Annotated in this window: 17 protein-coding genes; all 17 read left to right on the forward strand. The window is 47.2% G+C overall.

What is annotated here, in order from left to right:
* The first annotated feature begins 49 nt into the window (after window positions 1-49).
* The 17 genes from ABIA61_RS20755 to ABIA61_RS20835 all read left to right on the forward strand — a co-directional run bounded on the left by ABIA61_RS20755 (window position 50) and on the right by ABIA61_RS20835 (window position 22,115).
* Window positions 50-1,429 carry a lipopolysaccharide biosynthesis protein gene (locus ABIA61_RS20755; RefSeq protein WP_404581212.1) on the forward strand — a complete coding sequence of 460 codons (1,380 nt, stop codon included), beginning with the start codon at window positions 50-52 and terminating at the stop codon, window positions 1,427-1,429.
* Window positions 1,404-2,378: a polysaccharide pyruvyl transferase family protein gene (locus ABIA61_RS20760; RefSeq protein ID WP_283653354.1), complete on the forward strand. Its 975-nt coding sequence runs from the start codon at window positions 1,404-1,406 to the stop codon at window positions 2,376-2,378. Before ABIA61_RS20755 ends, ABIA61_RS20760 begins: the two co-directional genes overlap by 26 nt.
* A 216-nt stretch (window positions 2,379-2,594) precedes the next feature.
* The gene (locus ABIA61_RS20765; RefSeq protein ID WP_283653353.1) at window positions 2,595-4,532 is read left to right on the forward strand and encodes a BglG family transcription antiterminator; all 1,938 of its coding nucleotides are present in this window, start codon (window positions 2,595-2,597) and stop codon (window positions 4,530-4,532) included.
* A gap of 16 nt (window positions 4,533-4,548) precedes the next feature.
* Window positions 4,549-4,863, forward strand: a complete 315-nt coding sequence (locus ABIA61_RS20770; protein ID WP_192511402.1) for a PTS sugar transporter subunit IIB — start codon at window positions 4,549-4,551, stop codon at window positions 4,861-4,863.
* A gap of 43 nt (window positions 4,864-4,906) precedes the next feature.
* Window positions 4,907-5,221: a PTS lactose/cellobiose transporter subunit IIA gene (locus ABIA61_RS20775; RefSeq protein ID WP_283653352.1), complete on the forward strand. Its 315-nt coding sequence runs from the start codon at window positions 4,907-4,909 to the stop codon at window positions 5,219-5,221.
* 35 nt (window positions 5,222-5,256) lie between these two features.
* A complete protein-coding gene (locus tag ABIA61_RS20780) occupies window positions 5,257-6,522 on the forward strand; it encodes a PTS sugar transporter subunit IIC (RefSeq protein ID WP_283653351.1) in 1,266 nt (421 codons plus the stop codon).
* A gap of 2 nt (window positions 6,523-6,524) precedes the next feature.
* Window positions 6,525-9,041: a glycoside hydrolase family 3 N-terminal domain-containing protein gene (locus tag ABIA61_RS20785; RefSeq protein ID WP_283653350.1), complete on the forward strand. Its 2,517-nt coding sequence runs from the start codon at window positions 6,525-6,527 to the stop codon at window positions 9,039-9,041.
* Window positions 9,042-9,271: 230 nt separating this feature from the next.
* Complete coding sequence (def, locus tag ABIA61_RS20790; protein WP_283653349.1) at window positions 9,272-9,853, forward strand: peptide deformylase; 582 nt, start codon at window positions 9,272-9,274, stop codon at window positions 9,851-9,853.
* A 161-nt stretch (window positions 9,854-10,014) separates the two neighbouring features.
* Entirely contained in the window at window positions 10,015-11,805 is a 1,791-nt protein-coding gene (locus ABIA61_RS20795; RefSeq protein WP_283653348.1) for a cache domain-containing sensor histidine kinase, read from the forward strand.
* Window positions 11,798-13,438 (forward strand): response regulator transcription factor, encoded by a 1,641-nt coding sequence (locus tag ABIA61_RS20800; RefSeq protein ID WP_283653347.1) that lies wholly within the window; start codon window positions 11,798-11,800, stop codon window positions 13,436-13,438. The genes ABIA61_RS20795 and ABIA61_RS20800 overlap by 8 nt, the downstream gene beginning before the upstream one ends.
* A 407-nt stretch (window positions 13,439-13,845) precedes the next feature.
* Entirely contained in the window at window positions 13,846-15,252 is a 1,407-nt protein-coding gene (locus ABIA61_RS20805; protein WP_404520764.1) for a cytochrome ubiquinol oxidase subunit I, read from the forward strand.
* The gene (cydB, locus tag ABIA61_RS20810; RefSeq protein ID WP_283653345.1) at window positions 15,239-16,252 is read left to right on the forward strand and encodes a cytochrome d ubiquinol oxidase subunit II; all 1,014 of its coding nucleotides are present in this window, start codon (window positions 15,239-15,241) and stop codon (window positions 16,250-16,252) included. The genes ABIA61_RS20805 and cydB overlap by 14 nt, the downstream gene beginning before the upstream one ends.
* Window positions 16,252-18,051: a thiol reductant ABC exporter subunit CydD gene (gene cydD, locus ABIA61_RS20815; RefSeq protein WP_404581214.1), complete on the forward strand. Its 1,800-nt coding sequence runs from the start codon at window positions 16,252-16,254 to the stop codon at window positions 18,049-18,051. The genes cydB and cydD overlap by 1 nt, the downstream gene beginning before the upstream one ends.
* A complete protein-coding gene (gene cydC, locus ABIA61_RS20820) occupies window positions 18,032-19,852 on the forward strand; it encodes a thiol reductant ABC exporter subunit CydC (protein WP_283653343.1) in 1,821 nt (606 codons plus the stop codon). The genes cydD and cydC overlap by 20 nt, the downstream gene beginning before the upstream one ends.
* Window positions 19,853-20,067: 215 nt before the next feature.
* A complete protein-coding gene (locus ABIA61_RS20825; protein WP_404581215.1) occupies window positions 20,068-20,907 on the forward strand; it encodes a sensor histidine kinase in 840 nt (279 codons plus the stop codon).
* A complete protein-coding gene (locus tag ABIA61_RS20830; protein WP_404520766.1) occupies window positions 20,904-21,563 on the forward strand; it encodes a response regulator in 660 nt (219 codons plus the stop codon). The genes ABIA61_RS20825 and ABIA61_RS20830 overlap by 4 nt, the downstream gene beginning before the upstream one ends.
* 135 nt (window positions 21,564-21,698) lie before the next feature.
* Window positions 21,699-22,115, forward strand: coding sequence for a cupredoxin domain-containing protein (locus ABIA61_RS20835; protein WP_283653342.1), 417 nt, complete (start codon window positions 21,699-21,701; stop codon window positions 22,113-22,115).
* Window positions 22,116-22,193: the final 78 nt, after the last annotated feature.

Below are 22,193 nucleotides of genomic sequence, written 5' to 3' on the forward strand. Positions count from 1 at the left end.
GTGAGCATAGAGACGAGAGGCTTAATAAGGAACAGGAGTTGGACGTAACATGAGCACATGGACAGCAGCAAGGAAAGTATTCACGGGTGACAGTCTCGCCAAAACGATCATGCGCACGAGCTTTAACAATTTTTTCGTGCTGATCGTCACGACCCTGACTTCGATCCTGACCGCACGTATGCTCGGAGTCGAGGGGAAAGGAGAACTGGCGGCAGTTCTGTTCTGGCCTACGCTAATCGGCAGCGTGCTGAGCTTCGGCTTGCCAACGTCGCTGATTTATAACCTCAAGAAGAAAACAGGCACGACGGAACAATTACTGGCGTTGTCGCTGTGGATTCAGTTGCCTGCCAGCTTGCTGGCGGGGGCGGTGGCCTGGATATGTATGCCGCTGTGGCTGAATGGCTATGGTGCGGATATCGTCCACCTGTCACAGCTCTATTGTGCGGCTGCGGTACCGCTGGCGGTGCTTACGGCGCTGACAACAGCATTATCGCAAGGGCTGGATCGGTTTAGCGTATATAATGGACTGTTGTTTTACTATCCGCTGCTGAACTTCATCGGTCTGGTGACGCTGTGGCTGATAGGGCTGCTCAATGTGCAGCTGGCGGGGGCCGTGAATTTTGCCGCGAGTTTCCTTGCGCTGGTATGGGCGTTCCTCCGTTTGCGCAAGCATATGAATTTGCGTACTTTCCGCCCGTTCACCAGCCGCCAGGTGCTCCGCCCTTATTATAGCTATGGAGCGAGAGTCTACGGGATGGAGTTGATGGGGACGCTGTCCACACAAACGGACAAAATTGTCATCGTGGCGCTGCTGTCACCCAAAGCATTCGGTCTGTACTCTGTCGTCTATGCTCTGTCGCGTGTGTTCAATGTGGTGCAGAACGCTGTTACGAATGTAACCTTTCCGAAGGTGACTGGAATGGAGCACAGCAAAATTGTCGAAACCGTCGGTCGTGCTTTTCGCATCTCCATGGCTGCTATGCTGATCGTCATCGTGCCGGCTTTGTTCATTGGACGATACATGCTGGGCTTGCTGTATGGCCCCGCTTTTCTGGAAGCATCGTTAACCTTCTACCTGCTGTCACTGGAGTGCATCATCGGAGGTGGCTCATGGATTCTGGCTTCGGCCTTCAACGCACTGGGTCGGCCGGGGCTAGTGCTGTTTCGGCAAATTGTGGCATATGCGATTACCGTCGGGCTGTTCTTTATTTGTACCCCGATCTTCGGTCTGGACGGCATTGCCATTGCTTTGCTCGTAGGCGCTTGTGTACGGTTGGCATTCTCTCTGTTTTCATTCCCGATGTTTTTCGATGTTCCGTTATCACGGATCATTTTTGATAAAAGTGATATCACATTTGTTATTCAGACCATACAAAAGAAGCGCAGGAAGGGAGAACTGAAAGATGCCGAATTCGCATCCCATGGCTAAACTGAAAAATAAGCTGAGCGTCATTCTCGACGTAGTCCCCCAAGGTTCGAATATCATTTATGTTGACTACCCCGTGTATAACAACGGTGGGGACGTACTCATCATGAAAGGCACCGAGGCGTTCTTCAAGGATAACGGTATCCGAGTTCGTGCCCGTTACAGTGCTATGGATATTCCCGATCAGCTTCAAATTCCGGGCGACTGGATTATCGTGTGTCATGGAGGCGGCAATTTCGGCGATTTATATTCAAATCACCAAAATTTGCGGGAACGTATCGTGCGGGATTTCCCGAGCCACCGCATTGTAATCATGCCGCAGACGATCCATTTTCAATCCGAACAGAAGGGGAATGAGGTCGCTGCGCTGTTCAATGGTCACCCGGATTTACATATGTTTGTGCGGGATACACGTTCTTATCAGTGGGCCAAGGAAAAGCTGAATCAGTGCAGCATCACGCTATGCCCGGACATGGCACACCAGCTCTGGCCGTTGAAGCCGACGACAGAAACGGTCAAGGACGTACTGTACTTCCTGCGTACGGATATTGAAACCGTAGGGGGGCAAAAGCAATTCGACGACGAAGCAGATGCCGCCCACCGTCTGGACTGGGACACTCTGTTCACTCCGCTGGAAGTAAAAGGGATCGTCTACTTCCAGAAGTTTTACCGTCTGGACAAGAAAATCGGCGGTCCGCTGCCAACGCGTACCTTCTGGTACAAGTATACCGATCATCTCATGAACAAGGCGGTTACGCTGTTCAGCTCTTACCGCGAGGTTCGCACCTCACGGCTGCACGGTCATATTCTAGCCTGCCTGCTCGATATGCCGCATGTCGTCATTGATAATTCGTACGGCAAAAACTCGCAGTATTATAACACCTGGACACAGCCCAATCCCAAGGCGAAGCTGTTCATCGATACACCTGATGCGCTGGAGCAGCTTTCTTAATCTCTATTCCTCCGCACCATAAACTCGCAAAAAGCCTCCTGACCATTTACTGGTTCAGGGGGCCTTTTACTTTGGAAAGCTGATTATTTATCATTTCCTAATGTCATAGGAAATTCGTTTAATATCTCTGACATCCTTTGTCGTTTACAATGAATTCATAGAGTTTACAGGGAGGGTGATATGGGCAAAGTGTGGTGAAAGGGGGGGAGATCATAAATGAACAATCGTCAAATCAGTATACTTCTTCGTATTCTCTTTGGAAACGATCCACTTACCGGCAGTTCCATTGCGAAAGAATTTTTGGTCAGTGCCAGAACCGTTCGTTCGGATATTAAGCTGCTGAATAACGAATTGTCTAAATATAAAGTCCAGATTCATTCATCGAAGCAAGTCGGCTATTATATCGAGCCCAGAGATAAGAAAATCATTAGAGGTATTTTCGAGGAGTTCAATCTCACGGATCAGGAGACGGATGTACCGAATACGCCTATTGAAAGAACCGTGTATATCGTGCTCAAGCTCTTGTTTTCAACCGACTATATAACGATGGAAACTATAGCCGATGATATCTACGTTTCCAAGACGACCATTAATTATGATATCAAGCGAGTGAGTGAAGTCGTTCATAGCTTTTCAAGCTTGCAGTTAACGGTATCTCAAACCAAAGGCTTATTGCTGTCGGGAAATGAAATTTCCAAGCGGGCGCTTCTATACCATGCTCTACAGCAGGGGACAACAGGCAAGCACTTGGAAATTATGAATCGCATAAAATATCTGTTCAAGGAACCCCATGTCTATGATGATCTTATTGAGTTCCAGAAGCTAGTTATGAATATGCTTAATTCTTACGGGTACTTCCTAACCGATCAGGACATTTTCTCCTTGTTTATAGATTTTTATATCAGCATGAAGCGCAGCCAGACGGGATTTATTATAGATCAACAGATTGAGGAAGAGCTGGACCCGGATATTGTGAAAATTGTCTTGGCAGGTATGAGCAAGCTTATGGCTGAACCGGAGGAAAATGAACTGAAGTATCTACAGCAACGCTTCCAATCCAAGCGGCTGTTAAATGTGAAAAATGATGATTCATATACACAGAACCAAGAAGCTGTTGACATTGTGAAGCACTTATTGGTCGAGATACGAAGTAAATTTGGTATTAATTTTCTGAACAATGAGAATTTGACCCATAATCTTATTCAACATATAAGTCCGCTGATCTATCGTTTGAAAACGCATACTTTTGAGATTAATCCCTTAAAAGAGGAAACGCGAAGAAAGTATCCTTTTGCCTTTGAGCTATCGAATGTCCTTGTACCTATCATTAAAGAAAGGTACGGGCTAACGATTAATGAATCAGAGCTGACCTACATTTCATTACACCTTGCCGTGGCGCTGGAAGAAGTATTTGACAAGCCTGCGGTTGCCATTATGTGTGGCTCAGGCTTGGGAACGGCTCAGCTTTTATACCGCAAGCTGTTGTCCTATTATGGTGAACGGCTGAACATTTTGGGATGGTACTCTATGTATCAGCTTGAACAGGTATTGAATGGGGACTTGGGGCAGGTTGATTTTATAGTGACTACGGTACCCATAGAAGCGGACACAAGCATTCCTGTGTTGCAGGTCAATCCGTTGCTGAACCGGTCAGACCTGAATAAAATCGAGAAATATTTACAAAGTCCTATTCGTATTCACAGCCAGAACAGTCACGAATCAGGGAACGGCCATTCTTTTTTCAGCGAGGGATTATTTGAATACGTTAGACAGCCGGGTGATTACTTTCAAGTTCTACGTACATTAACAGCAAATTTGCTAGAGCAGCACATGATTAGCGATGGTGAAGAGTTCTATCAATCTGTCATTGAGCGGGAGCAGATGCAGTCCACTGTTTTGGCAAATTTAATTGCTCTGCCACATGCGATGGATTATATCTCCACCAAAACAGCTATTTCGGTAGGGGTGCTGGAGGAGCCGATCAAGCATGAAGGCAGAAAAATCAAACTGGTGATGCTGGTGGCCATTAATCCGAAGGAAAAAGAAGAGCTGAACCGATTGTACAGCATGATTGAACGAATTTTGGAAACAGACCATGTCAAAGCGCTCACAAGCGCGGAAAATTTTCAGGCTTTTATGGCAAATTTAATATAAAAGGAGATCGTTTATTATGAATATTTTATTAGTTTGTGCCGCAGGAATGTCTACCAGTATATTGGTCAGCAAAATGAAAAAGTCCCTTGAGCCAGATCAACAGGATTGGGTCATTGAGGCTCATCCGATTGGAGAGTTATCTGATTACATTAACAACTTTGATGTGGTTTTATTGGGACCGCAGGTGAGCCACAAGCTCAAGGGAGTCGAGAAGGAGTACGGTTCTTACGGTAAGCCGATTGCTGTCATTAATTCTCTGGATTACGGAATGGGTAACGGAAAAAAAGTAGTTGAGTTTGCAATTGAGTTAGTTCATAAAAACAATTTATGATCCAAATATGTGAGAAATAAAAAAGAAAGAAGAGGGATGGAATATGGAGACAGAGACAGAACAACATATTATGGGAATTATTCTACACTCCGGCGAAGCCAACAAAAAGGCATTTTCCGCACTCGGTGAAGTGAGAAAACGGAATTTTGAACAAGCCAGAGCACTGATTAAGGAAGCCTCCAAGGAATCGGTTCAAGCACATAAAGTGCAGACCAAGCTGATGCAGCAGGAAGCCGACGATCAAAAGCTGGAAATGAATCTGCTGGTTGTACATGCACAGGATCATTTAATGAACTCTTTATTAACCATTGATTTAATTGAGGAATTAATTGAAGTATTTTATGAATTGCACCATTAAAAATATACAAACATCGAGAAAGAAGGCGCAGCCATATGGCAATTTCAATAGAGTCCTTCACTGAAAAACTACAGCAATTTGCGGGAGTATTACAAGATAATAAATACTTCGATGCTATTTCCAAGGGCTTAATGGGGACGATGCCGATTATTTTCGTAGGCTCCATTGCGGCGTTAGTTAATGCCCTACCCATAGATGCCTATCAAAGCTTTATTACAGACACGGGATTGAAAAATTACCTTCAGTTGGCGACCAAGTTGACTACAGACATGATCGCTCTCTATGCCGTATTTAGTATTGCATACAGCATGTCCAAAAATTATAAGCAAGACGGACTGAATGCAGGCATACTGGCCTTGCTGAGCTTTTTAGTCGTCACTCCATTGGATATGAGTAAGGATGGAGCATTTTCCTTGCCGTTTCAGTGGCTGGGAGCAACCGGATTATTTATATCTATTATTATGGGTTTAATGGTAGGCAGATTATATGCTTTGCTTCTTAAAAAGGGAATATCCATTAAGATGCCGGATGGCGTTCCACCGTCCGTTGCAAAATCTTTTGCCGGGCTGATCCCGGGACTCGTGATTATCGCGGTTGATTTGTGTATTAATGGCTTGTTCAATGTAACTTCCTATGGAAATATTCATAACTTTGTTTATCATCTCCTGCAGACCCCTCTTCAAAATCTGGGAGGAACGTATTGGGCTTTTATTCTGACGATCGGGCTTTTGAGTCAAATCTTGTGGGTCGTAGGGATTCACGGAGGAATGGTTTGTTTGTCGGTGATGATGCCCATCTTTATGGCCTTGGATTTACAGAATTTGTCCGCCTACTCCGCAGGACAACCTCTTCCGAACATTGTGGGCATGAACTTCATGTTTGTGTACGGAATTGGAGCAGGCTGTTCGATTGGACTGGCTATTCTTCTGGTTGTGGCTAAAAGTGAACGTTATAAAGCGTTGGGCAAGATTGCTTTTCCATCGGCTATATTTGGGATCAGTGAACCGACCATTTTTGGTGCTCCGATTATTTTAAACCCGGTATTGGCGATTCCTTTCATCGTCAGTCCAATCATCAGTTACACACTGGCCTACTTCCTAACTACGATGGATGTATTGCCTCGTCTGGGACTGCAAGTACCTTTGGGTCTTCCACCTATTATTAACGGTTTTATGTCCGGTGGCTGGAGGGTTGCTTTGTTTCAGGTATTTTTGATCCTCATATCTCTTGCTACTTATTATCCTTTCTTCAAGTCACTTGATAAGCACGCGAAGAAGGAAGAATTGGGAGGTGCAGCCTGAATATGTTAGGAATTTGGAACTGTATTGTACAAACTGATGTATTGAATATGAAGTTCATTTTTAGAATTATCAACGACCATGGCTATACCGTAAATATGAAAATGGAGCCTATGAACTTTAACGTGGAGTTCTTTAAAGTTTCGGTGGATCAGAGAAAGTTGAAGGCCGTCGGACGGTCTGCTCTGCTGGCTGGCAAAGAAGTGACCTTGGAACTGGGCTTTGAGGCGGAAAAATGCAGCGGTTCTATTGATTTTCCCAAGTTAGGAAGCATCAAACTGGCGGGAACTGTAGGGGAAGGACCCTCGTTGCTCGAAGGACTCAAACAGAAAATTAAGGAAGAAAAACACTCCGAACCCGTTCAGAGAAGTGCTGCGGAAATTGATGCAGCCGTTAAGGAATGGCTAGACCGAATGACGTTAGAAGAAAAAATCGGCCAAATGAGCCAAACGGTAGCCTCAGCTTTTTCCTTTGGCAACACGGTCATTTCAGACACACCGCAGAAACTGGTGGAAGAAGGTAAAGTAGGCTCCATCCTTGGAGCCTTTGATATGAACAAGGTGTATGAACTGCAAAAAATTGCAGTAGAGAAATCACGCCTGAAAATTCCGCTGTTTTTCAATGCCGATGTTATTCATGGTTATCAAACGATTTTTCCGGTTCCCTTGGCTTGGTCCTGTAGCTGGGATTTGGAGGCGATCAAACGGGCGACTGCGATTTCAGCGAAGGAAGCCTCGGCCTCCGGCGTGACCTATAACCATGGACCCATGGTGGATATTACGCGCGACCCTCGTTGGGGCCGTGTAGTAGAAGGGGCGGGCGAAGATCCCTATTTGGGCTCACAAATAGCCAAAGCTCAGGTCGAAGGCTTCCAGGGCGAAGATTTATCCGACAGGGACTCTATCATTGCCTGCCTCAAGCATTTCATCGCATACGGTGCTGTTGAGGGTGGTCGAGATTACAATACGGTAGATATATCGGAACAGCGGTTAAGAGAGACCTATCTTCCTCCTTTTGAGGCTGGATTAGCTGCTGGCGCAGGCTCTGTTATGAACTCGTTTAACACGTATAACGGCATACCGATTGCCGGAAATAAACAGATATTAAATACGCTATTAAGAAAAGAGCTTGGTTTTGAGGGCATGGTTATTTCCGACTATGGTTCCATCTCGGAGCTTGCAGTCCACGGGGTTGCCAAAGATAACAAGCAAGCCGCCAAGCAAGCTCTGGATGCTACGCTGGACATCGAAATGGTCACACAGATGTATGCCAAGTTTTTGCCTGAACTGGTGGCAGAAGGCCAGGTTTCGGAAGAACATATCAATGCAGCAGTAAGCAGAATCCTTACTTATAAATACAAGATTGGAATTATGGACGATCCGTATCGTTACATTCGGCCGGAAGAGGCTGAACGGCTATACATGTCTCAAGCACATTTGGAGGAGAGCCGATCGTTGGCGAGAAAGTCCATTGTGCTGTTAAAAAACAAACAAGTGCTGCCTTTACAGAAGACGGGTCAAAAGCTCGCTTTAATTGGACCGTTTGCCCTAAGTAAAGATTTGTTGGGCTCCTGGCAATTCTCCAATTATGGAGAACAAACGGTAAGTCTGCTGGAAGGGGTATTATCCAAGCTTGCGGCGAACGATTCTGTTACAGTGGTGGCAGGCTGTGCCGTTGAACATAAAATTGAGGGTGGAATTACCGAAGCGCTTGAAGCCGCTGCTTATAGCGATGTTATCGTTTTGGCTCTCGGTGAGGAAAGCGAGCATTCCGGCGAAGCGGCTTCCAAAACGAAAATTTCGCTGCCAGAAGCACAACTGGAGCTAGCTCAAGAAATCGTAAAGCTGGGCAAACCGACGGTATTGGTACTTACAAATGGTCGTCCTGTGTTGTTAGACTGGTTTGAGACGCATATGGATGCCATCGTCGAGACATGGTATCTCGGTTCACAGGCTGGACATGCCATCGCCGATGTATTGTATGGAGACTATACCCCGTCTGGCAAGCTCACCATGAGTTTTCCGTATAATGAGGGGCAAATTCCGATTTATTATAATCACTACAATACCGGTAGACCAGCTACAGAACGAAAAGGAAAATATGCTTCAAAATATTTGGATGCGTCCAATGAGCCTTTATATCCTTTCGGATATGGCTTGAGCTACACGACTTTTAAATATTCTGAAGTAGTCCTTAATTCCGAGCATCTACATCGCGGAGGTAGTATCACAGCGAGTGTCACCGTTACTAATACAGGCGAATACTGCGGGGAAGAAATTGTACAGATGTACATTCGGGATTTGGTCGGCAGTGTCGTAAGGCCTGTAAAAGAGCTTAAAGGTTTTAAGCGGATTTCCCTGACTGCGGGTGAAAGTCAGCAGGTTATATTCACCATTACAGAGGATGATTTGAAATTCAACACTTCGGATGGCTCCTTTCAGGCAGAATCTGGAGATTTTAAAGTATGGATCGGCACTAATTCAAGAGACGTCCAGGAAGCTGCGTTCGAGCTATTGGATTAAGAAAAAAGCCACTACATGGTCGGAGGGGCGCATTATCGTTATTGTGCCCATTCAGTTCTTTGGTATCGACTTATTTATAGCAGGGCTTGTATGGCTGTCATAGATCAGGAGACTTACAAATCACTTAGTGTGATATGTAAGTCTCTTTTCTTGTTTATCTTTTTGACAATTCATTTCATGAATAGATATAATTTATGGGATAAAACTTGCAGTAGAATCGAGGCTGACGAATGAGCAATCAACCAATGGACATGCTTCTCACGAAGGATATCGTGCGCGAAGGGGAACCGATTTTGCGTACGAAGGTTGATCCGGTATGCTTGCCGCTGCGTGAAGAGGATCTTCAACAGATGCGGTGGATGATGGATTATCTGAAAAATAGTCAAAATGAAGAGCTGGCAACCCGTTATGATCTGCGTCCGGGTGTGGGATTATCAGCCAATCAGGTAGGTCTGAACAAAAGAATGTGTGCTGTCTATTATCAGGATGGAGACAAAACGGTTGAGTATGCGCTGTTTAATCCGAAGCTGGTCAGCCACTCGACGTCCATGATTTATTTGGAACAGGGCGAAGGCTGCTTGTCAGTGGATCGTTACATACCCGGATATGTCCCGCGTTATGAAAAAATTCGCATTAAGGCCAATTTGCCGGACGGAACGCAGGAACTGCTGACTTTCAAAGGCTATCCGGCGATTGTGGTACAGCACGAGATGGACCATTTGGATGGCATTATGTTCTATGACCGTATTAACCCGGACGATCCTCAAAAGCTGCCGCAGGGTGTGCATATCGAACCTTTTGTGCGTGAATAGTTCATGATCCGTAAAGTGTGGTGACTCCGTTCGCCACATTTTTATTTTGCAAAAAATATAGATATAGATGTTGCGAAGCTTTAAACTGAAATCATGTATATCGTGATGCGGTGAGTAAGTAATACATATTAATGTAAGCGCTTATCTAACGGGGGGATGGCATGTATCGTGGAGTTCGACATCTGATGAATAATATGCGTATGCGAAATAAGCTGCTGTTCTCCTACGTGCTGATTGTCATGATCCCGGTGCTGGTGGTGGGCGGCTGTGTCACGTTTTATTTGCGGGAGCAGGCTTTGGACAGTGCGATTGCCCAAACGGTGAACAATGTGGAAAAGATCAAGAGCCAGACTGCGAATTTACTGCGCGTACCCACGGATATTTCAAATGGGCTGATGTTCGATAAAAGGCTGAGGGAGATGGCGAATCGCCGTTATTCGGGCATGGTAGAGCTGATGAATGCGTATCATCAATACAAAGACTTTAATGAGTATGTACAGCAGTATAGAGAGATTGCGACCATCCGGTTTTATTCGTATAATCCGACGCTTGTTAATAATCTGGAATTTGTCCCTGTAGATTCTGGCATTGAGCAGCAGAAGTGGTTCGAGACGGCCTTGAAGGGGACGGCGATTAACTGGTTTTATATTCAGGATAAAGAGGACAACCCGGTTAATCGGCTGAGTCTGGTGAGGCAAATTCCCTTTCCCGAATACAATACCAAGGGAGTTCTGATGATTGCACTGAGTCAGACGGAGCTGAACCATATGCTCAGCAAGGAGCCGTTTGAAACGTTGATTGTGGATCGTAACGGAATTGTGGTCGCGGCTACCCATACACAGTCCGTGGGTCAAACATTGACGGATTTGCATTTGGGCTTTGATGTACAGGGTAGGGGTAAGGGGATATATGAAGCAAAAATAAACGGGAAATCCTCGAACATTATTGTGGATGAGCTGCTGCCAGCCTCAAGTGTGAGCGGATTGACGATTATTTCGGTGTTTTCGACGGAACACATTGTACAGGGAGCGAACCGAATCAGCTTGATCGGCGCATTGTGTGTTCTTGCGGTGCTGGTCATGGCTTTGATTCTGATTACGATGATTTCCTGGCTGATCACCAAACGGCTACAGCGATTGAGTTATGAGCTGGGTAAGGTGGCTGCAGGGGATTTCCATGTCGTGTCGAGCGTGGAGGGGATGGACGAAATCGGGGACTTGTCCCGTCGCTTCAACTATATGGTTGCCAGCATCCGCCAGTTGATGGGGCAAGTGTATGAAGCGAGTGAGAAAAACAACAGGCTCGAAATGGCACAAAAGGATATCAAGCTGAAAATGATGGCCAGTCAGATTAACCCGCACTTCCTGTTTAATGCGCTGGAGTCTATTCGAATGAAGGCGCATCTGAACGGGGAAGCCGAGATTGCAACGACGGTGCGTTTGCTTGGCCGATTGATGCGGCGGAATCTGGAGATTGGCAGCGGTAAAACGACAGTGCGTCAGGAACTGGATATGGTGCGATCCTATTTACAAATTCAGCAGTTTCGGTTTGGAAATCGTTTGGTCTATGAAGTGAATCTGGCAGAAAGCGCTGAGGAAATGTCCATTCCTCCATTAATTATACAGCCGCTGGTGGAGAACGCAGTTATTCATGGCCTGGAAAACAAGGAAGAACCGGTTACCGTGAAAGTCGATATTTCGATGGAGCTGCGAGAGTTGCAAATAAAAGTAGCCGACGATGGAGTTGGCATGGAGGCAGAACAGTTGGCCCGTCTGCTTGACCGTATCACAGGCACGGAAGAGCCGGAAGGGAGCAGTATTGGTCTGCGCAATGTTCACCAGCGTCTGACGCTGATGTATGGTGAACATTGTGGTCTGCACATGGAGAGCGTACCGCAGGCAGGAACAACCGTAACCTTTTCAATACCCAAGGAGGAGGGGTCGAATGTATAAAGCGATGATTGTGGATGATGAGCCTGCGATTCGTGAAGGATTAACCTCCATTATTGATTGGAGAGACTGCGGCTTTCATATTGTAGATACCGCAGGGAACGGGCGCGAGGCATTGGATAAATTTAAGGAGCACCGGCCGGAGCTGGTCATTGTTGATATTCGTATGCCGGGGATGAGCGGGCTGGAGGTCATACGGAGCATACGCGAAATGAACGGCGAGCCTTTTCATTTTCTCATTTTAAGTGGATATGCGGACTTTGATTATGCGCGGCAGGCGATGGGCTTTGGCGTGGATGGTTATTTATTGAAGCCTGTGGACGAAGAAGAAATGACGACAGAGCTGAAACGGGTAAGGCGAAGCATTGAGAGCGAAAAAGAAGACGGCAAGTGGGGGAACCCGCCTGCCCATGAGAGCGATTGGATCGAAATCCTGCTGTTTCCGGTTCAGGAAGATCGGGCTAATCGTGGTGCATTGGAACACAGCGACCCTCTCCACGGAGGAACGGAGCAAGCTGAACATCATGGCCAGCATCCGGCGCCACCCTCTTTGGATTGGAGAAGCTATCAGGTCGTACTGCTGGATCTTCGGATACCCGACTGGGATCGGCAAGCTCGGCAGTCGGCAGCAAAGCTGCGGCTAACGGAAATGTGCGGGGAGCAGGGCAGGGGGATTGTATTCGAGGCAGGAATATATACAGGCTTGCTACTTCCCTCCACGGTGGACACAGAAGAAAATGCTGTTCGATTGCTGGCTTCCTGGCGACAGGCGCTAAAGCCGTGGGCAACGAAAATATACGTAGCTGCTGGTGATCCGGTGGAGAGACTTCATGATATTTCGAGTTCTTTTGAACAGGCGCTGCGTCTACTGGAGCGTACTTTCCTGTTCCGTGCGGAAAGGGTGATGCTTACCAGTGACCTGCACGATTTGGAAACTTCGGACGAGGAAATGTGCGAAACGACTGACAAAGCATCAGACCCCATGCGTTATGCAGAGAAGCTGTACTACGCGCTGGATATGTCCAATCGTGAAGCTGCAATACGTGTATTGAAGGAAATGGAGGTCCAATTTCCACAGATCTATCGTTCAGAGGCTGAAATCAAGGCGGCGTTTGCACAGACATTTACCTTGGCGCTGAACAAGTATGCGGCTGGACAGGAACAGAGCCGTACGGTGCTGGAAGAGCATTCCCGCTTGATTACGGATGTATATGCCTATTCAACCTTGGGAGAGCTGGTGGATCGGTCAATGGAGCATGTGCTGCAATGGATTGGTCAGACCGATCCAGGTGGTAAGGAAACGATCATGAAACAATTGATTGATTTCATTCATAGTCATTATGATGAGAATTTGCGCTTGGAGCTGTTGGCGGATATGTTTAATTACAACAGCGGCTATTTGGGCAAATTGTTCAAAAGCCATACGGGCGAAGCTTTTAACGCCTATCTGGACAAGGTGAGGATCGAGCGGGCAAGGGAATTGCTTGCACAGGGAATCAGGGTGCATCAGGTGGCAGGACGTGTCGGATATGCCAATGCCGATTATTTTCACGGCAAATTCAAAAAATATGCGGGGATGTCGCCTTCCTCTTATCGTAGTCGGGTTCAGAAGAACAGAGGGACGGATGGCAGTTGATGGATTCCCGTGGGTTAAATTGATGAAGTCTCTCTTGCGGATGTCGGAGCAAAAGTCTCCGGACGAAGAGAGGCTTTTTGCTTGGAAAAAAATCAGACAGATCAATCGAAAATGTCACACTAACTAGAAGATTTGAGTTGTTTTCATAAATTCGCCATCATTACGACACAGCTTTGACACGATGTTCACACTTTCGATTCTATTTCATTCAAACCTATTCTATATAATGATGATATTCTGAAGCCGGATCATGAGATTCCGTAATGAAGATGCCTGAGGGGGCTATTCATAAAAAGTGATCGTTCCATATGTAATAATGTGAATACTATCACAAGGATGAAGGGAGGCTTCAGAACCCAATTATTAACATTCATTCTTAAGAGAAGCGCAGGGGGAGGAATAACATCATGGACGTATTAGAATTGGCACGGTTGCAGTTTGCAACCACAACAATTCTTCACTTTGTTTATGTGCCGATCTCCATTGGATTGTCGTTGCTGGTGGCAATTATGGAGACCATGTATGTAATCAAAAAAAATGATTTATACAAAAAAATGGCTCAATTCTGGGGAACTTTTTTGCTGATTAACTTTGCAGTAGGCGTGGTCACCGGGATTTTGCAGGAGTTCCAGTTCGGGATGAACTGGTCTGACTTCTCCCGTTTTGTCGGTGATGTGTTCGGTACGCCGCTGGCGATTGAGGCACTGCTTGCCTTTTTCCTGGAATCAACCTTTATCGGATTGTGGGTATTCGGCTGGGAACGGCTGTCCAAAGCAGTCCATTTAACCTGTATGTGGCTGGTATCCATTGGTACGATGCTGTCCGCCCTGTGGATTTTGGCAGCCAACTCATTCATGCAGCGTCCGGTAGGATACGAGATTCATAACGGTCGCGCAGAAATGAAAGATTTTTTCGCTCTGTTGACGAACGAACAACTGTTATGGGAGTTTCCACATACATTGTTTGCAGCTATTGCGACAGGGGCTTTTCTCGTGGCAGGTATTAGTGCATGGAAGCTGATGCACAAAAAGAATCTGGACTTTTTCAAGCCTTCTTTCAAAGTAAGTATTATTGTTGCATTGATTAGTTCGATGTTAATCCCGATGTTTGGTCACGGACAGGCTCAATATTTGGTGGAAACACAGCCAATGAAAATGGCTGCCAGTGAAGGGTTATGGGAAAACAGTAGTGACCCGGCCCCTTGGACAGTTATTGCAGGCATTGACCCTGAAAAGAAAGAAAACAGCTTTGAATTTAAGGTTCCTTATGCGCTCAGTTTGCTGTCCTATAATAAGCTGTCCGGCGCGGTACTGGGGATGAATGAGCTTCAGGCACAATACGAAAAAGCCTACGGCCCCGGTAATTATATTCCGCCGGTACGTACTACATTTTGGAGCTTCCGCATTATGATTGCAGCCGGATGTGCCATGATTGTACTTGCTTTGTATGGAGCCTATCTGACATTCCGTAAAAAATTGGAGGGTTCGCATCGTTGGTTCTTCCGGTTGATGATGCTCGGTATATCTCTTCCATTCATTGGAAATACTGCGGGTTGGATCATGACAGAAGTGGGGCGTCAGCCTTGGACGGTCTTTGGTTTACTTCAAACCAAAGATTCCGTTTCGCCTACCGTTGTGGCAGGGGAAGTGCTGTTCTCACTGATCTCGTTTACCGCATTGTATTTAATTTTAACGGGTGTGCTGACGTTCCTGTTTGTCCGTACGGCTCGCAAAGGTCCGGATATCGAACCACATCAGGAAACGGTAATCCATGATCCATTTGCTCAAGGGGGTGACACCAATGTCGTTAAATGATTTGTGGTTCTTATTAATTGCTGTGCTGTTTACCGGCTTCTTCTTCCTGGAGGGCTTTGATTTTGGCGTGGGTATGGCTACAGGTCTGGTACCGCGTAATGATCAGCAAAAACGCTTGATGATCAATACGATTGGTCCATTCTGGGATGCTAACGAAGTATGGTTGATCACAGCAGCAGGTGCGATGTTCGCGGCTTTCCCGCACTGGTATGCGACCATGTTCAGCGGATATTATCTAGTATTTGTATTTATTCTGCTTGGTTTGATTTTACGCGGAGTTTCCTTTGAGTTCCGGGGTAAGGCAGAAGGGAAATGGTGGACAGGGACGTGGGATGCCTGCATTCTGATGGGTAGCTTTCTGCCGCCGATGCTGTTCGGTATGGCTTTTGCGGCTTTGGTAAAGGGTGTACCTATTCAGCAAAACATGGACTTGAAAGCCGGATTCTCCGATGTGTTTAACGGATATACGGTATGGATTGGACTGACCGTGGTTGGGATGTGCCTGATGCATGGGCTAACGTTTATTTCTCTGCGGACGATTGGAGAAGTACGGGATCGTGCTCGTGTGATTGCGTCAAAATTTCTTCCGATATTAGGTGTTTTGCTCGCGGGTATGGTGGTATGGACTTATTTTGCAACAGACTTATTCGCACGTCGTGGCCCTTATATGTACGCTGCAGTTGCAGTGGGGATCGTCGCCTATGTGCTGTCATGGTATTTCCTGAAACAACGCCGCGAAGGTTGGGCCTTCGGGATGACGGGAGCTATCATTTTGCTGACATTCGTTTCGTTGTTCGTCGGCTTGTTCCCGAGATTTATGGTGAGCTCGATCAACAGTGCATTTGATTTGACGATATATAATGCAAGCTCCAGTCATTACACCCTGAAAGCCATGACGATTGTTGCAGCAACGCTTTTACCCTTTGTGCTGGCTTATCAGGCGTGGAGCTACTTTGTTTTCCATAAGCGTCTCAGTGAAAAGGACCATTTGGAATACTAATGGATAAAGCATGGTTTGGATTAAAGGGCATTCGGCCGGTAATGCTGCTGCTGGCCGCCCTTTCCCTGGCCCAGGGGGCCGCTGTGATTGTGCAAGCGATCTTTTTGGCGAAGGCTATAACGATTTTATTTGATAAACATCCGCTGGTGATGGCTTGGCCGTCACTGGCGTTGTTTTTCGCGGCTTTTGCGGCGAGGCATACGATGATCTGGCTGCAACGCCGGACAGCAGGCCGCTTTGCCGAAGCATCAGGCGCTTCCTTGCGGGAGCGTCTGCTTGCTCGTTTGTTCGAGCGAGGACCTGTTTTTGCTGCCAAGGAAGGCAGCGGCAAGCTGGTGACGTTGGCGCTGGATGGAGTGGATCGTTTTCGCACGTATTTGGAACTGTCCATTCCTCGTATGATTGACATGATGTGTGTGACGATACTTGTGCTCGTGTCTGTTTTCACATTGGATGTAATTTCAGGTGTGATTTTGACGGCTACGATGCCCATCCTGATTGGCTTCTTTATCCTGCTGGGCTTGGCGGCGCGGAAGCAGGCAGATAAACAGTGGCGCTCCTATCGCCTATTGTCGCATCATTTCACGGATTCGTTGCGCGGCCTACAGACGCTACGGTTTTTGGGCCGTAGCCGGGAGCATGGAGAAACGGTCGGGAAGGTCAGCGACCAGTACCGCACGGCTACGATGCGTACACTGCGGGTCGCGTTCCTGTCCTCCTTTGCGCTCGATTTTTTTAGTATGCTGTCGGTCGCTTTTGTGGCGGTAGGCTTGGGCTTGCGTCTGATTAGCGGATCGGTGGGACTGGAAGCGGCACTTGCGGTACTGATTTTGGCACCGGAATATTTTATGCCTGTACGCCAGTTGGGATCGGACTATCATGCCTCACTGGATGGCAAGGAGGCTTGGAGCGCGATGCGCTCCATTCGCGGTACAGAGAATGAAGCGGCTCAGCAAACAGATTCCGTGGATATCCTTACGGGGAGTGGCCGCACAGACAATGCTAAGGGTGACGGCAATGCCCTAAATATCACAGGACAGGATACGATCAGGCTATCGGATATATGCCTTCTTAATGAGGACGGTTCCGCACGACTTGACCACATATCCGCGAGTGTTGAGTCGCATATGAATATGATCGGCATCGTCGGAGCCAGCGGTGCAGGCAAAACAACGCTGCTCAGTTTGCTTGGAGGCTTCGCTGAACCGACGTCGGGTGAGCTGAACGTGAATGGGTGGGCATTGGCTGGTGATACCAAAGCCGAATGGCAGCGACATATTGCCTATATTCCGCAGCATCCGTACCTGTTCAGCGCTTCCTTGGCGGATAATATCCGGTTTTATGAACCGGAGGCATCCAACGAGCAAGTGGAATGGGCGATTGACGCGGTTGGACTGCGTGAGCTGGTGGATGGTCTTCCGAATGGATTGGATGAGCCGATTGGTGAAGCGGGCCGGACGCTGAGTGGAGGACAGGCGCAGCGGATAGCGTTGGCGCGTGCTTTGCTGAGTAATCGTCCGGTTATTTTGCTGGACGAGCCGACTGCACATTTGGATATCGAGACGGAATGGGAGCTAAAACAGACGATTTTATCTGTTTTGCAACATAAAAGAGTGTTTCTCGCGACTCATCGACTCCATTGGATGCCGGATATGGACTGTGTCTGGATGATGAATCAAGGTCGTCTGGAGGAAGCAGGATCACATAAGCAACTGGTTGCCCGTAAGGGAGGATATTACCGTTTGCTGACGGGAATGACGGAAGGAGGGGACGGAAGATATGAGAGCCACGGACAATAGCGGCCAAGGCTGGTTTGTATTTTATTTGAGACAATATTTTTGGGCCTTTCTGGCTGCGGCGCTATTGGGCGCTCTGGCAATTGGATGTGCAGGCGCATTGCTCTTTACGTCCGGTCACCTGATTACCCGTTCGGCTTTAAAACCGGAAAATATATTGATGGTGTACGTTCCGATTGTGCTTGTACGAACGTTTGGTTTTAGTAAAGCGGTCATTCAGTATCTGGAACGGTTGGTGGGGCATGATGCCGCGCTGCGTCTCGTGTCCCGTATGCGGGTGCGGCTGTATCGGGCAGTAGAACCGCAAGCGCTTATGATTCGAAGCAAGTTTCGCACAGGGGATCTGTTGGGTTTGCTGGCGGAGGATATTGAGCAGCTTCAAAACATATATTTGAAGCTGGTTCTGCCTGCGATATCGGCGTTGCTCATCTATGCTCTGGGGATTTCAGCACTCGGATGGATGGACGGAACCTTTGCCTTGATGATGGCACTGTATTGCGGATTTTTACTTTTTATCGCCCCGGCCATCTCGCTGTGGACCTCGCTCGCTAAACGACGAACGTTCAAGCAGGAACGGAGCACAGCCTATCAGGAGCTGACCGATGCATTGTTCGGCATGAGTGATCTGGTGCTGAGCGGTCGGACTGGACATTTTCTGGCTTCCTTCACCCAACGGCAAAACAAGGCTGCTGTAGTAGAAAATTCACTTCGGCGAAGCGAATGGCGCTCTCATTGGATCGCACAGTGCGTCGTAGGTGGCGGAATTGTGATGATGACCATATGGGCTGGAGGGCTGGTAGCAGAGAACCGCATAGAGGCAACATGGCTGGCGTCCTTTGCGCTTGTTGCTTTTCCATTGCTGGATGCCTTCGTCCGCGCTGGAGAAGCGGTGGTCCATGCGCCGGAGTATCAAGATTCACTACGACGGTTGAAAGATTCGGAAAAACATACACCTACAACTGCCGCATCTGTACCGTTTTCGACCTCGGCTTCTGTGCATACAGGGCGGCAAGCAGCAGGAGGCATAGTAGATAAAATAGAGGCGGAACATGTTACCGCCCAGCGATCGGGCAACGCAGGTGAACTGCTGCTGAACAACGTGAGCTACCGCTATACAGCAACGCAAGAATGGAGCGTGCGCGATATTTTCCTGCGTGTGCCGCAAGGGGGTAAGGTTGCACTGCTTGGTCGTAGCGGTGCGGGTAAGTCCACCCTGCTGAATCTGATTCAGGGTGCATTGCAGCCGGATGAAGGGAGCGTCACTGTCGCAGGTGCGCCCGTGTATACAGGCGGGGCGTATTCCAGCCTGTTTGCAGTGTTAAACCAGCAACCGTATTTGTTCGATACAACGGTAGCGAACAATATTCGGTTGGCGCGGCCCGATGCTACGTTGGAAGAGGTTCGTGCAGTAACGCAGCAGGTGGGTCTGGGAACGCTGATTGATTCCTTGCCAGATGGCTATGACACTCGGATGCAGGAAACGGGCCTACGCTTTTCCGGTGGAGAAAGACAGCGAATTGCACTGGCGCGGATTTTGCTTCAGAATCACCCCATTGTTCTGCTGGATGAACCAACCGTAGGACTCGATCCGCTGACAGAGCAGGAACTGATGCAGACGATGTTTCGTGTGCTGGAGGGCAAAACGCTCATCTGGATTACACATCATCTGACCGGAATGGAGCATATGGACGAGGTGATCTTTATGGAGCAGGGTGGCATATCCATGCGAGGCAGTCACGAGCAGCTCTGGCAGGAGCAACCCCGATACCGCAACCTGTATGAGCTGGATCATCCCGGTCTGTAAAGAAATAGAGAAGATCAGGCTTCGGTAAAATGAACATACACTTTGGAGTCGGCATGGATATATGCTGGCTTTTTTCCTTCTCTATCCGCTGTAGGATTGATCTTGTTCCGAATCAGCAAAAAAGGTATGCTTGGAGGCATAAAGACACTCGGAACGCTTTGGACCACTGATCTGCTCGGTTAGTGCAAGTTTCGTGCTGCTGCAAGGAGGCCCTTATGACGTATAATCAAATTAAATGGATTATCCTATTTGTACCTACACTAACGGTTGGAGCCTGGGAATATGTAAGACACCAGTTCTTGCTCCCCTATATATCCATGGATCTGGGAAACTGGCTGACTCCGGTCATCTTGTATTTGGTCAGTGTGACGCTGTTGACCAAGCTTTTTCATATGCTGGAACGTATTCAGATGGAGTTGCAACACGAACGCGCGGCCAAGGCAGCCCTTGAAGCCAGAGAGGATCTTGCCAGGGAGCTGCATGACGGGATTGCCCAATCACTTTTTTTATTGTCCGTCAAAATGGATCGCCTGGAGCATAACCAAGATCAGGAGCAGTATCGTCAGGATATTTATAAAGTCAGAAAGACCGTCCACGAAGTAAACCGTTATGTTCGTCAGGCGATTGCCAATTTAAGATTTGATCCGACCATCGACGAGACGCAGTCAACCAACGAATCTATGGACTATAAGGTGCAACAAATGATTCACGAAATTCCTGTGTACGTAGATATTCGGTGGAACATTCCCGACGATGCGCTGACTCCAAAAGAGAAAGTAGAGCTTCTGGCCTGCATTCGTGAGGCAGTTGTCAATATTGAAAAGCACGCAGGGGCTTCCAAAGGCTGGATTATTGGAGAAGGTGACCACGATCATTGGAAAGTCATCGTCAAGGATAATGGCAAAGGTTTTACGACCGATCCTTTTCGGTTTAAAGACCGATACGGCCTGAATATCATGAAGGAAAGAGCGGGAGATATGAACTGGACGTTGCAGCTTCTGTCGGATTCTTCGTATACCATGGTGGAAATAACCAAAGAGGGAGAACATAAATGACGCATACCCGTGTACTGGTCGTAGACGATTCTGCTCATGCTCGCGAGGCCATCTGTGAAATATTGTCCATGGATCAAAGCTTTGAAATCATCGGGATGGTGGACAACGGCGAAAAAGCAATTGAGTTTACCGAGCAGTGGCTTCCAGATTTGATCCTGATGGATATTTCGATGCCTGGAATGGACGGGCTGGAGGCTACACAGCGGATTAAGCTCATGTTTCCATATGTCAAAATAGTGATGATTACCGTGTCGGATGATATGATTCATCTGCTTGAAGCTTTGAAACGGGGGGCCCAAGGCTACCTGTTAAAAAATATAGCGCCCTCCACATGGCTGGAATACCTGCATTCTATTGTGAATGAGGAAGCACCACTGAGCCGGGAACTGGCTTTTCAAATCTTGAAAGACGTCACCATAACAGCGAAAAAGGAACCACAGGTCCGTCTTACCTCAAGAGAGCAGGATATTTTATATGGGGTGGCCGCAGGGTGGACGAACAAGGAAATCGCCGAAAAGTACGGTATTTCCGAGTACACAGTAAAAAACCATTTGAAAAATATTTTGCAGAAGCTGCATGTACAGAACCGTGTACAACTGACGAGATATGCATTGGAAATGGGGCTTGTTCCTGATGATCCTAAATTCAGGTCATAAGCCTCTTTGTTTTTTTGACACCATTTAGTTCAAAATATAGCTCGAATGAGGTATTTTAAATTTTGATTAACTTTTGTATACTGGTTAGAGTTGGCGTGCTTCACATGAACGGTCAACTGGAGGGGAATGATCTGAATGAAAACATTTATCTCTAAGCATTGGCACTTGATGCTGATTGGCTTTGTAGCGCTGATCGTGGGCGGGTTTGTCTTGTTTTATTTTCAGGGGAGCGTGTCGTCGTTTCCGGCTAGCCAACCTAAAACCGTTCAAGAAGAGCCGGACAAAGCCAAGTATGAAATTGCTACGGTCAATGTAGAGGGAGACGGTTTTTATCCTAAAAATATTGAAATAAAAGCTGGTGTCCCGACTAAAATTAATTTTAAGAGATCGACATCCTTTACTTGCATAGATGAAGTACAATCGTTGAAGCTTGGAATGGACGTCTTTATGGACCACGAAAATAACTATTTTACTGTCAAGGACCTGAAACCGGGTGTATATGAGTATAACTGCGGTATGTACATGTTCTATGGGACGATCACGGTAAAATAAATCAATACCAGCTTTCCAGCACATTTTTGCCGGGAGGCTATTTTTTTTGCCTTAATACAAGGTATCTATAATAATAGT

This window comes from Paenibacillus sp. RC21, assembly GCF_044907935.1.
Taxonomy (GTDB): domain Bacteria; phylum Bacillota; class Bacilli; order Paenibacillales; family Paenibacillaceae; genus Paenibacillus; species Paenibacillus terrae_A.

Bases quoted from the DNA above. Each gene is read 5' to 3' on its own strand.
- ABIA61_RS20755 (WP_404581212.1), top strand. From the start codon at position 50: ATGAGCACATGGACAGCAGCAAGGAAAGTATTCACGGGTGACAGTCTC.
- ABIA61_RS20785 (WP_283653350.1), top strand. From the start codon at position 6,525: ATGTTAGGAATTTGGAACTGTATTGTACAAACTGATGTATTGAATATG.
- ABIA61_RS20775 (WP_283653352.1), top strand. From the start codon at position 4,907: ATGGAGACAGAGACAGAACAACATATTATGGGAATTATTCTACACTCC.
- def (WP_283653349.1), top strand. From the start codon at position 9,272: ATGAGCAATCAACCAATGGACATGCTTCTCACGAAGGATATCGTGCGC.
- cydC (WP_283653343.1), top strand. From the start codon at position 18,032: ATGAGAGCCACGGACAATAGCGGCCAAGGCTGGTTTGTATTTTATTTG.
- ABIA61_RS20805 (WP_404520764.1), top strand. From the start codon at position 13,846: ATGGACGTATTAGAATTGGCACGGTTGCAGTTTGCAACCACAACAATT.
- cydB (WP_283653345.1), top strand. From the start codon at position 15,239: ATGTCGTTAAATGATTTGTGGTTCTTATTAATTGCTGTGCTGTTTACC.
- ABIA61_RS20780 (WP_283653351.1), top strand. From the start codon at position 5,257: ATGGCAATTTCAATAGAGTCCTTCACTGAAAAACTACAGCAATTTGCG.
- ABIA61_RS20830 (WP_404520766.1), top strand. From the start codon at position 20,904: ATGACGCATACCCGTGTACTGGTCGTAGACGATTCTGCTCATGCTCGC.
- ABIA61_RS20835 (WP_283653342.1), top strand. From the start codon at position 21,699: ATGAAAACATTTATCTCTAAGCATTGGCACTTGATGCTGATTGGCTTT.
- ABIA61_RS20765 (WP_283653353.1), top strand. From the start codon at position 2,595: ATGAACAATCGTCAAATCAGTATACTTCTTCGTATTCTCTTTGGAAAC.
- ABIA61_RS20795 (WP_283653348.1), top strand. From the start codon at position 10,015: ATGTATCGTGGAGTTCGACATCTGATGAATAATATGCGTATGCGAAAT.
- cydD (WP_404581214.1), top strand. From the start codon at position 16,252: ATGGATAAAGCATGGTTTGGATTAAAGGGCATTCGGCCGGTAATGCTG.
- ABIA61_RS20760 (WP_283653354.1), top strand. From the start codon at position 1,404: ATGCCGAATTCGCATCCCATGGCTAAACTGAAAAATAAGCTGAGCGTC.
- ABIA61_RS20825 (WP_404581215.1), top strand. From the start codon at position 20,068: ATGACGTATAATCAAATTAAATGGATTATCCTATTTGTACCTACACTA.
- ABIA61_RS20770 (WP_192511402.1), top strand. From the start codon at position 4,549: ATGAATATTTTATTAGTTTGTGCCGCAGGAATGTCTACCAGTATATTG.
- ABIA61_RS20800 (WP_283653347.1), top strand. From the start codon at position 11,798: ATGTATAAAGCGATGATTGTGGATGATGAGCCTGCGATTCGTGAAGGA.